11 protein-coding genes are annotated in these 13,644 nt (G+C 61.4%); 1 reads left to right on the top strand and 10 read right to left on the bottom strand.

The genetic code is table 11. The annotated features are described in order from the left end of the window. Positions 1 to 44: 44 nt before the first annotated feature. The 10 genes from QZ268_RS01705 to QZ268_RS01660 form a co-directional block, all read right to left on the bottom strand. Complete coding sequence (locus tag QZ268_RS01705) at positions 45 to 1,562, bottom strand: glucan biosynthesis protein G (RefSeq protein ID WP_295447172.1); 1,518 nt, start codon at positions 1,560 to 1,562, stop codon at positions 45 to 47. After that, the gene (locus tag QZ268_RS01700; RefSeq protein WP_295447170.1) at positions 1,559 to 2,839 is read right to left on the bottom strand and encodes an OpgC domain-containing protein; all 1,281 of its coding nucleotides are present in this window, start codon (positions 2,837 to 2,839) and stop codon (positions 1,559 to 1,561) included. Before QZ268_RS01700 ends, QZ268_RS01705 begins: the two co-directional genes overlap by 4 nt. A 122-nt stretch (positions 2,840 to 2,961) precedes the next feature. Continuing rightward, positions 2,962 to 4,326 (bottom strand): tetratricopeptide repeat protein, encoded by a 1,365-nt coding sequence (locus QZ268_RS01695; RefSeq protein WP_295447168.1) that lies wholly within the window; start codon positions 4,324 to 4,326, stop codon positions 2,962 to 2,964. Between the two features lie 270 nt (positions 4,327 to 4,596). Continuing rightward, the gene (locus QZ268_RS01690; RefSeq protein WP_295447166.1) at positions 4,597 to 5,820 is read right to left on the bottom strand and encodes a CaiB/BaiF CoA-transferase family protein; all 1,224 of its coding nucleotides are present in this window, start codon (positions 5,818 to 5,820) and stop codon (positions 4,597 to 4,599) included. Then, positions 5,807 to 7,426: a thiamine pyrophosphate-binding protein gene (locus QZ268_RS01685; protein WP_295447164.1), complete on the bottom strand. Its 1,620-nt coding sequence runs from the start codon at positions 7,424 to 7,426 to the stop codon at positions 5,807 to 5,809. Before QZ268_RS01685 ends, QZ268_RS01690 begins: the two co-directional genes overlap by 14 nt. Before the next feature lie 195 nt (positions 7,427 to 7,621). Continuing rightward, complete coding sequence (locus QZ268_RS01680; RefSeq protein ID WP_295447162.1) at positions 7,622 to 8,137, bottom strand: DUF302 domain-containing protein; 516 nt, start codon at positions 8,135 to 8,137, stop codon at positions 7,622 to 7,624. A gap of 258 nt (positions 8,138 to 8,395) precedes the next feature. Beyond that, positions 8,396 to 10,426, bottom strand: a complete 2,031-nt coding sequence (locus QZ268_RS01675; RefSeq protein WP_295447138.1) for a PhoX family phosphatase — start codon at positions 10,424 to 10,426, stop codon at positions 8,396 to 8,398. 233 nt (positions 10,427 to 10,659) lie between these two features. Beyond that, a complete protein-coding gene (locus QZ268_RS01670) occupies positions 10,660 to 11,718 on the bottom strand; it encodes a YeeE/YedE family protein (protein ID WP_295447136.1) in 1,059 nt (352 codons plus the stop codon). A 208-nt stretch (positions 11,719 to 11,926) separates the two neighbouring features. After that, a complete protein-coding gene (locus QZ268_RS01665; RefSeq protein ID WP_295447134.1) occupies positions 11,927 to 12,265 on the bottom strand; it encodes a metalloregulator ArsR/SmtB family transcription factor in 339 nt (112 codons plus the stop codon). Between the two features lie 63 nt (positions 12,266 to 12,328). Next, positions 12,329 to 12,781 carry a hypothetical protein gene (locus QZ268_RS01660; RefSeq protein WP_295447132.1) on the bottom strand — a complete coding sequence of 151 codons (453 nt, stop codon included), beginning with the start codon at positions 12,779 to 12,781 and terminating at the stop codon, positions 12,329 to 12,331. A gap of 117 nt (positions 12,782 to 12,898) precedes the next feature. Here QZ268_RS01660 and QZ268_RS01655 point away from each other — a divergent pair, with 117 nt between their 5' ends. Further along, complete coding sequence (locus tag QZ268_RS01655) at positions 12,899 to 13,636, top strand: cytochrome c biogenesis protein CcdA (RefSeq protein ID WP_295447130.1); 738 nt, start codon at positions 12,899 to 12,901, stop codon at positions 13,634 to 13,636. The last annotated feature ends 8 nt before the right edge of the window (positions 13,637 to 13,644 follow it).

The following is a 13,644-nucleotide window of genomic DNA, read 5'->3' as shown; positions in this document are numbered from 1 at the left end:
CAGCGGTTCGGCTGGCTGTAGGGGTGAGGTCGGGATCGGATCACTCATGCAGTCCACCGGTACAGCCAGACTTCGCTGGCGGCGGCGCCATTGCGGCGCAGCTGCAGGCGCAGCTCAACATGGTTTTCTTCATTGGGGGCAAAGCTGAAGGCCAGTCGCAGCCCACCGGTGGCGGGGTTGCGTTGCAGCACCCCTTCGCTGGTTTCCACATGGGGGGAGGAAAGATGCACCTCGATGTCCTCGGGATCGCCGTCCAGCAGCGGGTGGGCTTCAAAATCCACCGTCATCAACCGTCCGGGCTCCCCAAAGATGCGCGCGCCTGCGGCGGTATCAATCACTCGGGCCAGATCCATCTCTGGGTCCTCGCCCCAGCTGAGCCGATAGGACAGCGGCAGCTCGGTTCCGGCGGGCAGGGTGTCCTGAGGCCGCCAATAGGCGACGATATTGTCGTAGATTTCCTTGTCGGCAGGGATTTCAACCAGGGTGACCGCGCCTTTGCCCCAGTTGCCCTTTGGTTCCACCCAGAGGCTGGGGCGGCGGTGGTAATTGGCTTCCAGGTCTTCAAAGTCCTGCAGATTGCGCGACCGTTGCATCAGGCCAAAGCCACGGGGGTTTTCATCCACGAAGGAGGAGATTTGCAAATGCACCGGGTTGGCCAGGGGCCGCCACAGCCGCTCGCCATTGCCGTTGAGGATCAACATCCCGTCGCTGTCGTGCACATTGGGGCGGAAATCGTCAAACCGGTTGCGGTTGGTGCGGTCAAACAGGAACATCGAGGTGAGCGGCGCCAGCCCGGCGTGGGTCAGATCCTCGCGGGCAAACAGATGCGCCTCGACATCCATCACCGTGGTGGCTCCGGGGGTGATGGTAAAGCGGTAGGCCCCCGTGACCGAGGGCGAATCCATCAGCGCATGGACCACCATACTGCGCTGGTTGGGGCCGGGGGCCTCCAGCCAGAACTCAATGAAATCGGGGAATTCCTCCCCCATGGGATCGCCAGTTTTCAGCGCCAGCCCGCGTGCTGACAGACCATAGGCCTGGCCGATACCGATGGCGCGGAAATAGCTGGCCCCCTGAAAGACGCAGAATTCGGTTTTCTTATTGGGCTGATCCAACTGGGTGCGCAGACGCAGCCCGCTATAGCCCAGAGCGCCGGTGGTGCTGAGAGGCGGCGCAATCTCGCTGCGATCAAACAGCGCCATGTCAAAGCCAAAGGGGCGGGTCATGCCGTCTTTAACGGTGTTCACCTGAACCGCGTGGCGAAAATACAGCCCCGGCAGAAAGAGATCGACGTTGTAGCTGCTGTCGGTCTTGGACCAGATCGCGTCCTTGGTGCGGAACCGATGTGCCTTGTACTGATCATAAGTCAGATCCAGCCAATCCTGTGGCACCTGTTGCCGGGGCTGGTAGCCCTGGGTGGCCAGGGCGCGGGCGCGGGCGATCACCTGGGCCGGGTCAAAGGCCGCAGGCTGAGGGCTCTCTGTGGCGCCCGTCGGCAGCGCGGTGAGCAGGGTGCTGGAGAGTGCAGAGGCTACAAAGGCGCGGCGGCTAAGAGTGCTCATCGCTTGGCCCTCCAGGGCTGGGATTTGAACCAGCCCGCCCCATAGGCGCAGGCGATGATCAGGGCAAAGCCCGTCAGATTGGCCAGGGCGGTGATCGCGATGCCGCGCTCGGTCTGATCCAGGGCAAAGCCGATGAGCCGCGCCAGCGCCATGGAGAAGACAAAGACCGCGAGGCTTTGCTGGCCGACCTTGGTGATGATCCCCAGCAGCCGCGCCCAGATTCGGGCACCAAGGCTGTGACCCGAGGCAATCAGGCGCTTGCCGCCGGTCCCGGCAATCAGCCAGCCAAGATAGGCCAGGGCCAGGAAATGTGTGTAGCGCAGCAGGCCAAAATCACTCTTTTCACGCCACTGGGCCGTGGTCTGCCACCAGGGTCGGATCATATCGCCAAGATCGCCATTGGCGGCATCCACCCAAAGAAACACCTTCCACGAGCCAAAGGGCGCCGACAGCAGCAGAAAGGCAGCTGCGGCAGCGCCCAGCAGGGCCGAGACAGGCGGCGGGGGCAGCCAGCCCTTCATGAAGGCAAAGCCGGTAAAGAACAAAAGCTGCCAGCCAAAGGGATTAAAGAACCATTCGCGCTGCGACCAGGGCTCTGCCGGGAGCGAGAGCCCATCGGGGCCAAGCCCGACAAGATAGGGGTTGGCAGCGAGCCATATCAGACCAGAAGTCAGCGCCACCGCCCAGAGGCCAAGGCGCTCAACCCCCATCATCACTGGCATCAGCGCCAAAACCACCAGATACATCGGCAGGATGTCAAAATAGTTTGGCACATAGGTGAGGGTGAAGAGCCCCACCAGCTGCGGCGCGGGATTGTTGAAGAAATGTTGCAGGTTCAGGGAGTTGATATAGGTCTTGTCAAAGCTGCCATAGGTGTCCAGCGCCGCCATGGTCATGGCGACAAAGAAGAACAGGCCGATGTGGGCCCAGAACACCTGCCAGCAGCGAAACACCACCCGCGTGGTGCCCAAAGCCCAGCCCTGCTGCGCGTAAGAGCTGCCAAAGGCAATCGCCGAGGCCATGCCAGAGCAGAACACAAAGATTTCGGTTGCATCAGAAAAGCCAAACCGCGCCGGGATCCAGCCGGTCCAGCGATTGCCGGGGATATGGGCCACCAGAATGATGAACATGGCAATGCCACGGTAAAAATCGAGCCGAGGGTCGCGCTGGCGCTTGGCGGGCGCCTTATCCAGATCAACAGGTCCGGGAGAGGCGCTCCGGTTGGCCGCAGGTCCTGGATCCTGCTGTAGGGTGGGGAAGGGCGAAATCTTCGCCATGGGGAATTCCTTATTGGTCTTTTAAAGCCGGTTCTGCCCCTGATTCTAAATCGAAACTGCGGGGTCTTGGGTCCAGTATCTGTCTGTGCTCTCTGAGCTGTTTTCCAGATCTTTACCAGCGGTTATTCTGCGGGCACGCTATGGGGGTCCGGGGTGCTGCGGGCCTGGGCAATCAGACTGCGCCGGGCCAGGGCATAATTGTCCTCTCCGCCGGCGCGTTTGGCACGGCGATCGTCCAGAATGACCTCGACTGCGTCGAATTCTCCGGCACGTAGACCAGCGTCGATGGTCATGCGCTCAAATACATCGCGCTGGGCATGGCTGCCGCCCGCCAATTGCAGGGTGCTGCGGGCGCGCGACAGATGGCTAAAGGCCTGGGCATAGTTGCCATCGCCAAAGGCCTCCAGCCCGTTGGCCGCGTCGCAACCCGGCGTCGCCATGCGTTCCTGGGCCTCGGTATTGCGCGCCTTTGCATCGGCGTGAATGCGGCTGACCAGGCGGCGGGTTTCCGCCTGCCGGTTGTGACCGGCCAGGGCCAGCAGGTAGTGCAAATCGGCAAAGATCAGGCTGCCGTCCTCGGTGCGATTGGCGCAGAGCTCGGAAAGCTCCTCCCAGCGGTTGCCAACCGGCACCCCTTCCAGTTCCAGCCGCATCAGCAGCGAGGTGGCATTGGAGATGTCGCGGTAGTCATCGGTCTTGTCCTTGCGCACCTCGGTATCATACAGCATCAACGCCTGATCAATCTGGCCAAGATCCAGATGCATCAGCGCCTTGTGCCACCAGACGTGATAGCGGAAGTTGTTGCAATGGGCCCAGGCCTCTTCGCGTCCGGTCAGCCACTCCAACCCCTGTGCCGCATTGCCGGTCATTTCGTGCACATGGGCGACAGAATGCAGTCCCCAGGCATCATCCGGCGCCATCCACAGCGCCTGACGCCCGGCAATCCCTGCCTTCTCGTAAGACCCGGTTTCCTCCAGCGCAAAGGAGTGACAGCCCAGCAGATAGCCGCGCGCGGCGTGATCCGGGGCATAGGCAGGCATCACCCGCTCAACCGAGGCGCGCATGCCGGTGCAATCGCCCAGAATAAAGCGGATCCCATGGCTGAGCTTCATCGCCAGGGCATCGCAGGGATCAACATCCAGGATCTGCTCCATCAGCACCACTGCCCGCGAGGGACGTCCAGCCAGCCAGGCCGCAAGCGCATCGACATATTTGCGTTCCCGCGGCAGGGCAGCCTCATATCCCAATTTGGCGTCGCTCAGCGCCTCCTGCGCCATCGGCACCAGTTCGGAGCGGCCCAGCATCAGCACCGACAGCCCCTTGATGGCCTGGGCCTGGGCAAAATCAGGTGCGGCTGCCAGAACGGCGCCCAGGTGATCTGCTGTGGCCGCGGAATGCGCCAGCACCCCCATCTGCGCTGCATCCCAGCGTGCTTGGGTGGCGGCACTGCTGAGGCTGGTGTCCTGTCCAAAGATATCTTGCGTCATTGAGGGTCCAATCGCTGCCTATGTTCACAAACCACTGTTGTTGCTCAAAAGACTAAACCAGAGCGCACAACCGCGCGACGTCGCTCGCGGTTTGGTGATGACGCGTGTGTGCTTCGTGCGGAAAGGCGCGAAGTCTGACACCCGAACAGGCGGATTTTTGCGCCTTTTGGCAATTGAAGGTGCAATAACAAGCAAGCACCCCCCTTGGGGACGGGTGCTTGCGCGTTTTTGTAACATTAGGCAGTCAGCGGTGCGACCGGCCCGGCGGGGTCAGGTCTCGGCAAAGGGATCTGCGGCCTGCAGAATCTCCTCGGTGGCCTCGCCGCATTGGGGCGGGGCGTAGCGGTAGGTCACTGGCGTACGGGAGAAATTCAGCGGATTGCCCAAGAGCTGTACCGGACCTGCGCCAGACTGCATTTCAATGGCCATTTCGCGGGCGGCGACCTGATCGGAGGCAAAGACCCGGTCCAGGGTCTGCACCGGCCCGGCGGGCACCTTGCGGGCTTCCATGCCGGCGATGACTGCATCCATGGTAAAGCGTTTCAGCGCCGGGTGCAGGATATCATTCAGCGCGTCGCGATGCCTGAGGCGGGCGGGGTTGGTGGCAAAACGCGGATCCTCTGCCAGGCCTTCAAGCCCGAGAAACTCCATAAAGCGGCGGAACTGGCTGTCATTGCCCACCGCCAGGATCACATGGGCATCTGAGGTTTCATAGAGACCATAGGGCACGATGCTGGGATGTTCATTGCCGCGCCGCTGGGGCAGCTCGCCGGTATTGAGATAGGCCACACCCTCGTTGATCAGCCAGGCCACCTGGGCATCCACCAGCGCCAGATCAATCTGCTGGCCTTCGCCGGTCTGGGTCTTGTGGTGCAGCGCGGCCAGAACGCCGATGGTGGCATACATGCCGCACATCACATCGGCGATGCCAACGCCGGCCTTCACCGGCTGGCCCTTGGGCTCCCCGGTGAGGGACATCAGGCCGCCATAGCCCTGGGCCATCAGATCATAGCCGGGCTTGGCGCTGTTGGGGCCGGTCTGGCCATAGCCGGAAATAGAGCAATAGATCAGGCTGGGACACGCGGCGCGCAGGCTGGCGAAATCCAGCCCGTATTTGGCCAGACCGCCGGGTTTGAAATTCTCCACCAGAATATCCGCCTCTGCCGCAAGGCGACGGATCACGTCCTGACCTTCGGCACTGGCGATATCCAGGGCAATGGAGCGTTTGTTGCGGTTGGCGGCCATGAAATAGGCCGACAGATCAGAGCGTTCGCCGGCCTCATTTTCCACATAAGGAGGGCCCCATTGGCGGGTGTCGTCGCCGCCTGTTTTGGGGTTTTCCACTTTGACCACGATAGCGCCGAGATCGCCCAGCATCTGGGTGCAGGTGGGGCCTGCCAGAATGCGGGAAAGATCCAGTACCTTGATGCCCTTCAGGGCGCCATGGGTGAGGCTGCTCTGGGGCGAGCTTGGCTGTGGGTTAGATGCGTCCATCATATCCTCCGGGTTCGATTTCGGCAGAAATGACAGTGAAGCGGTCCGAGGCCAAGGCCTGTTGCAAGGCCTGGTCCAATTCAGCGCGATTACGCACCGTTACACCCGTGCCGCCAAAGGCGCGGCCGATGGCCGCAAAGTCGTGGCGCCCCAGATCAACCCCGGCATTGGACATCTGGCGGCCCCGCTGTTTCAGCTCGATCAGGGCCAGGCTGGCATCGGCAAAGACCACAAAGATCGGTGCCACGCCCAGCTCGGCGGCGGTGGCCAGATCCCCGGCAACCATCAAAAACCCGGCATCCCCAGAGAAGCTGACAACCGGACGATCGGGCTCTGCCAGCTTGCGGCCAATGGCCATGGGCACGGCGCAGCCCATGGTGCACAGGCCGGAGGATTGGATCAGGGCGCGCGGTTCAGCGCAGGGCCACATCTGGCTGAGCAAAATGCGATGAGCGCCGCTGTCCGCTGTCGCCAGGGTGGTTTCGGGCAGGGAGGCGCGGCACTGGGCAATCACCCCGGCCGGGCCCCAGTCATCGGTGGTGGAAAAGGCCGCTGCAAGTTCCTGGCGAACCTGTGCCGGGGTGGCGCAGGGCCATTTGGGGCGATCTGTTGCGGTCCCGGAGCGGGTCAGATCCGCAAGGGTGGGTTTCAAGGCAGCGACCAGGGCCAGACTGGCCTGATGCATGTAGTGGCTGTTGGGCTCAGGGGTGATGTCGATCATCCGCTGCACCGCAGGATCCCAGACATTGCGCCAGCCGGGGCGCATCTCGATGGGGTCATAGCCCAGGGCCAGGATCAAATCGGATTTTTGCACCAGGGGCAGCAGATATTTGTCCGCCAGCGGCGCCAGCCCGGCGGCGCCCAGGCACAGCGGGTGGGTTTCCGGCAGAATGCCCTTGGCCTTGTAGGTGGTGACAAAGGGGATCTGGTGGTGTTCGAGGAAGGTCTTGATCTCGGGGGCGGCCTGTTCCTGCAGGGCGTCGAGACCGATGATGGCGATGGGACGCTGGGCGGCGTCGAGCCAGGACAGCGCCTGCGCCAGCGCGGCGTCTTCTGGCCGGGTCAGCGCCGCAGGCGCGCGGCGAGAGCCGCGATCTCTGGCAGGGGCATCTGCAACCGAGATCGGCACGTCAATATGCACCGGACCATTGCGTGGCTGGGTGGCGATGGCGACGGCCTTGTCGGCGATCAGGTCCGCAGCCTCGGCATCCAGGCGGAATGTGGCCTTGGTTATGGGAGAAAACACCGCCCGGTGATCCAGCACCTGATGGGTATAGCTGTGTTCCTCGGCAGCATCGACGCAGCCGGTGAGCACCAGCATCGGCACCCGGTCCTGATGGGCATTGGCCACCACATTGACGCCGTTGAGCGCCCCAGCCCCCAGGGTGGCAACCAGAATAACCGGGGCGCCGTCGCTGTGGTGCAGGCCTTCGCCCATAAAGCCGGCGGCGTTTTCATGTTTGGCCAGGTGAAACGCAATGCCGGCCTTGATCAGCGCATCCACCAGGGTCAGCACCTCGCCGCCGGGCATGCCAAAGGCGTGACGGCAGCCGGCCTCGTAGAGGCGGCGGGCCAGAACGTCGGCGGCGCGAAGGGTCTGTGTCATGTTTTTGATTTCCCACTTGTTCCAGAAGCTAGAATTCGCGGGTTGCGGCAGGCGGCGCAAGCCGTATCACGACTCTGTGTCTTGCTGTGTGTTACATAGTGGCCTCGGCACTGACCACAGGGCGCCCTAAACTGGTCAGCTGGGGGGCATGGTGGGGGCGGGCTTTGTTGCCGTCCGGGCCGCCCTGCCAATTCCTTAGTGTAGTGCAGCCTCAGCGATGGCCGCAAAGCGGCGGTCCAGGTCGGTGGAAATGCGCAGCAGCCGACCTCCGCCCTCATTGAGGTAGGGGGCAAAGACAAAGCTGGGACGCTTATAGGCCAGATGGGTGTGATCTGCGTCGACCTCGGTGACATAAAACCGGAGGGGGGCTTCGATCATCGCGGCGGTGGACAGGGCCAGAATGCGCACCGCGTAGTCATTGTTGAAGACACCAATCACCCGGTTGCCGGGAATGGAAATGCCACGGGCTGCGGCTGCCTGCGTCGGGCCGGCCTGTGTGACCACCACGAGCCCCTCGGCCTTTACTGCGGCACGCAGATCCTGCAGCAGCGTTTCATAGGGTTTCTCGCTTTCAAAGATCACCCAGCCTTTGCGTTTGCCAAGTTCGCTCGCCCCGGCGGGTTGGGGCAACGAACTGAGACTGAGGATCACCACCATGAGCAACGCCGGGAGAGCAGCCTGTGGTAGGGCGAGGCTCAGCGCCCTTAGCATCTGGGGAAGTCTGCGACACAGGGCAGAGCGTGATAGGCACAGAGAGCGCATTGGAAAGACCCCTTGGATTAAGCTGACCGCAGATTGGCATAGATTTGCGGGCTAAGGCATCACATTGCAGTGTAGCATTTTGGGTCGTCAAGTGCGGCGGAGGGGGGCAAGGCAGGATCCTGCCATAAGCGCAGAAAGGTCAGGCCCGGACGAATCCGGGCCTGGGCCAGTGTGAGGTATAGCGGTGGCTTGCGCTATGAGACCCAGCTAGACAGCGATCCGGCCACCGCCTGTTTTGGTGACCACAACAACCGAGGGGCGCGGCGGCATTTTTGGATCGAAGTCGGGCCAACGGGTGGCGGGATCTTCGAAAGTCGAGGCGCGCTCAAACCCTTGCAGCGCCTTGGTGCCATCGGTGCCGGGGTGTTGCACCGCCAAAAAGAGCGTTTCGCTATCCTCGGTGAAGTAAGGCCCGCAGAGTTCCCCGCCAACAGGGCAGCGGAAGAACAGTTTTGAATGGCCACGCAGTTCGCCTTCGGTTTCCAGCGCATACAGCCCGTCGGATTTGCCGGTCTTGCCCCATTTGCTGCCCTGATCGGTAGAGATCCACAGGCGGCCATCGGCGTCAAAGGCACAGTTGTCGGGGGAGCCAAACCAGCCGTTTTCGCTGGTTTCCGGGTTCCACTGAGCGCCCACTTCCGCAAGCTCTGGGTCGCCACATTTCACCAGGATCGACCATGTGCCTGTGGTGGAGGCATGATCGCCTGCCGCTTCTTTGATTTCGATGATGTGACCAAAGTTGGATTTGGCGCGGGGGTTTGCGGCGTTGAGCTGCGTATCCTTGCGCTTGGAGTTGTTGGTCAGCATGATATAGGCGGTGCCGTCGCCGCGCGGTTGGGCATCTTCGGGACGGTCCATTGGTGTGGCGCCAAGGGCATCCGCGGCCAGGCGGGTATCGATCAGCACATCAGCCTGGCTGGCAAAACCGTTCTCTGCGGTCAGCGGCCCCTCGCCGTGAACCAATGGCAGCCAGTGCACGGTGCCATCGGCATCAAAGCGGGCAACATATAGAATACCGTCGCTCAGCAGGTTTCCATTGGCATCATCGGTGTGGGACACTGTCCCGTTGGAGACATATTTGTACTGGTAATCAAAGCGGTTATCATCGCCCATATAGACAACCAATTTGCCGGTCGCTGAGATGGTTGTCTCGCAGCCCTCATGGCGGAAGCGGCCCAGGGCAGTGTGTTTTACTGGTTTTGCGTCTGGTTTGCGGGGGTCGACCTCGACCACCCAGCCAAAGCGGTTTGGCTCGTTTGGCTCTTTGTCGATGTTGAACCGGTCATAGTGCTGACCCCAGGCATACCAGCCACCGGGGACGCCATAGCGTTTCTTGCTGGCAGCATCCTGGTGCGCGGTCAGATCCGGCTTGCCGTCGCTGTCGCGGGCATCGGTCCAGAAATAGCCGTGGAAGTTCTCTTCAGCCATCAGCCAGGTGCCCCAGGGTGTCATGCCGCCGGCACAGTTGTTGAGCGTGCCAATGACAGCTTTGCCAGAGGCATCAGCATTGGTTTGCATTCGGGCGTGCCCTGCGGCGGGACCGTCGATGGTCATTGCGGTGTTCAGCGGGGTGATGCGCCGGTTAAAGGCGCCATCACGCACAACCGCCCATTTGCCGCTTGCGTCGCGCGCGATCTCAACCACGGTGCCACCATGGGCGGCCATCTCGATGTCGATCAGCGCCTTGGTCATACCGGCAAAGCCCTGTTTGTCCTGACGGCCAAGACCGGGGAACATGACTTCTTCGTTGGTGTATTCGTGGTTCACACAGAGCAGACCATGGGTGCCTTCGGCGTTCAGTGGGGTAAAGCCCACATAGTCGTTGTTATAGCCAAACTGCTGCAGCTGGGCCTCAGCTGTCTGGTTCATCACGTCAAATTCAGGCGCATCAGCGGTGATCGGATCGCCCCAGCGCAGCAGCACGTCTGCCTCATAGCCATTGGCGATGTGATGGGTTTCATCATTGCCCCAGGTCAGCTCATCAAAGCGATAGCGGCTTTCAGGCGCCGCAGAGGCTGTAGCGCGGTTGGGGGCGATCAGCGCGGAGGTGCCAAACAGGGTGGCCGCTGCCGAGACACCAAGCATACCGCGCAGCATATCGCGGCGGCCATAGCGGGTATTGATGACATCGCCAATGGTGGCATCCAGGTTGGGGTTGGTTGGGATGTCGTCAAAGGCCTCATAGGCTTCGGCCTTGTTGCCGATCTCAGGATCGTTGATGATTTGCTTGCGGTCCATGGCGTGCTCTTTTCATAACGGTGTAGGCGGGAGAACCCCGGCAGATGCCTGGTGATTTGCAGCCGCTGTGTAACAGATAGATTATGATCAAAGCGAATTCATCAGAATGTCACAGGGTACATATCACAGGGTACATAACAAGGGGCACATATCACCGGGTATATGTCAGGCGGCAATGTGACCAGCCAGATAGCAAACACTGCGGCACAGCGATGGCACAGGTTAGACTGGCCCTAGGTGGTGCGGCGAAAGCCTTCGATCAGCTGTCGCAGCCCCAGGGCGGCCCCGGCAAAGATCGCCACAAAGGTGACAGGGGCGGAGAGCGAGAGCAAGGAGAAGGCGCTGAGCCCTTGCCCCACGGTGCAGCCCATGGCGATCACAGCGCCCGCGCCCATGATGGCGGCACCAATGATCTGGCGCCGTAATTCACGCGGATCGTCACAGGCCTCCCAGCGGAAATGTCCTTTGATCAGCGAGCCAATAAAGGCGCCGAGCCAAACCCCGGTGATCGAACCCACCGCAAAGGACAGTGGCCGCAGGCTGCCGGTCATGGTCCAGAGGATGGTTTCCCCCAGAGGCGCTGAGAAAGAATGTGAAACCACCGGCAGCGCCTCAAACCCGCGGGCGTTGATATAGGCGGTGCCCGCCCAGCCAGAGACCACGGCCACACCGACAATGACGGACCAAAACAGGCTTTTGCGATCTCGGCGGAAGTCCGCATCCCATAGGCTGATGCCAATCAGGAGGACGCCGACAACGATCCCAATACCCGCCAGCGGCAGGTGGGTCAGCGCGGCCAGGTGATGTGCCAGTCCTGGGGGCAGCTCGCTGGTGACATCCTGTTGCTGAAACAGCAGGTTGCGCAGTGGGGCGAGGGGGCCAGACAGCACCACATAGGTTGAGATGCCCATCACCAGCACAATGACAAAGCTGCGCAGATCGCCGCCGCCAAGCCGGGCAATGGCGCCGTAGCCACAGTTGCCGCTTAGGGCCATGCCATAGCCAAACATCAGGCCACCAATAATCGAGGCCATCGGCATCCAGCGCACTGAAAGGTAAAAAGAGTGCGAGGGGTCAAACAGCCCCAGCCCGATGAGGGTGAAACTGCCAATGATGGCGGTGCCAATTGCCAGCCCCCACATGCGCATCCGCTGCGACGAGTCGCCATATAGCAGATCTTCGATGGCGCCCAGGGTGCAGAACCGGCCCAACCGGGCTGCCAGACCCAATAAGATCCCCCCCAACAGGCCGATACCGGTGACCAACTGGTGATCGCTGAACAGATCAAACATGGGCAACTCTCCTCCTGGGCTGGGCGGTTGGCGCTGACCTCAAGCGATGTCGCTCCCGCATGTGCGCCTGAGGTCTTTCCGGCGGCGGCTCAGGGGATGCATCTATGGGCGCAGTGAAGCGTCATTGCAGGATCCATTGCAATGGGTTTTGCGCAATGGTTTTGCATCCTGACCAGCGCGCTGGGCGTCAATTTCAAGGGATCTGGCCCTAGTTGGCGTCGTTGCAGAACAGCTCATAGACCACTTCGAGGATCCGCCGTGGACGGTCGTCTGCCAAACGGTAATAGATGGCCTTGCCGTCCCGGCGTGGCACGACCAGCCCTTCGAGCCGCAACCGCGACAGCTGCTGCGACACGGCGGCCTGGCGTGCGGCCAGTAGATCTTCGAGTTCGGTAACCGATTTTTCACCGGTGACCAGGTGGCACAGGATCATCAATCGTCCCTCATGGCTGATCGCCTTGAGGAAATTTGACGCTGTGGTGGCGTTGTCCACCATGTTGTCCAGCTCTTCCGGGGCCATGTCGGCCGAGAATTGCGGTAGTCCCATAGTCTCGTCTCCTGTGGTGGCAGCGCGCGGGCGCCGCTCCTCCCAATGCGGTCTTAATATCGGCTAGCTCTCGGGTGGGTCGGCCTCTTCGGTGGGCAACCCCAGATACTGGCGCATAAGTTGGGCGATCAAGGGCCAGAAAAAGTCTTCCCCTGGATAGCCTTCCAGGCGGGCCATCTCATGTCCGTCGTTTACAATCAAGAATGTTGGCGTAAAAGTCACCCGACGTGTCAACTGCAGGTCAGCGGGAATGGCCCGCAGATCCACCCGGTGCAGCGGCGCAAAAGCGCCCTCGCGGGTTTTGGGGTAAATGGGGCCGATTTCTTCGTTCCAGCGTTTGCACCATTCACAGCCTGCCTGCTCAACCATGACCAGCGCGCGACCCTTGTCAGCCCAGGGCAAATCCACGTCAGCCAGCGCAGGCAACGGGTTTACAACCGCCAGGCCAATAGCCACTGACAAGGCGGTCGCTGCAAAGCTGCGGCGGGTTACAGAAAGGGGGCGTTGATTTTTCATGACCTCAACCGTTGACGGCATCCGCGATTTGCGGCTTGATACTACATAATTTGAATATGTGAATAACACAAGTCTTGCGCCAAGACAGCTTAAGGCGCGGAAGGTCATAAAATCGTGATGCTGGAAATTTCATACCTGGGCGCTGCTTTTGCCGGATTGTTGAGCTTTTTCACCCCCTGCATTCTGCCGATGGTGCCGTTTTACCTGTCCTATCTGGGCGGGTTGTCCATGTCCGAACTGCGCAGTGACGGCGAGATCGCACCGGGAGCGCAGCGGCGTATGGTCCTGGCTTCCCTGTGCTTTGCTTATGGGGTGACCTCGGTCTTTATGCTGATGGGAATGGGGGCGACGGCGCTGGGGCAGCTGTTTGGGCAGTATATGGAGATCCTGTCCTACGGGGCAGCGGCGATTCTGATGGTCTTTGGCCTGCATTTTCTGGGGGTCATTCGCATCGGGTTGCTGTACCGTGAGGCACGGATGGAAAGCTCTGCCGACCCATCTAGCCTGGCCGGGGCCTACCTGATGGGGCTGGCCTTTGGCTTTGGCTGGACGCCCTGTGTGGGGCCGGCTCTGGCCTCGATCCTGATGGTGGCCTCCGGGCTGGGAGAGGTCTGGCGCGGCGGCGCGTTGCTGTTTGTCTATGGCGCGGCAATGACCTTTCCTTTTGTGGTGGCGGCGCTGTTTGCCAAGCCGTTTTTGGCCTGGGTGGCGCGGCACCGGGCGGCCTTTCACTGGGTCGAAAAGATCATGGGCGCCATGCTGATCCTGTTTGCCATCCTGATCGTCACCGGCGGCGTGCGCTGGATTGCAGATCTGATGATCCGCTGGATGCCAAGCTTTGCCACAATTGGATAGTGACCAAG

This window comes from uncultured Pseudophaeobacter sp. (genome assembly GCA_905479575.1).
Classification (GTDB): domain Bacteria; phylum Pseudomonadota; class Alphaproteobacteria; order Rhodobacterales; family Rhodobacteraceae; genus Pseudophaeobacter.
The sequence above is the reverse complement of the archived record's forward strand: the minus strand, read 5'-3'. Positions and strand labels throughout refer to the sequence as shown.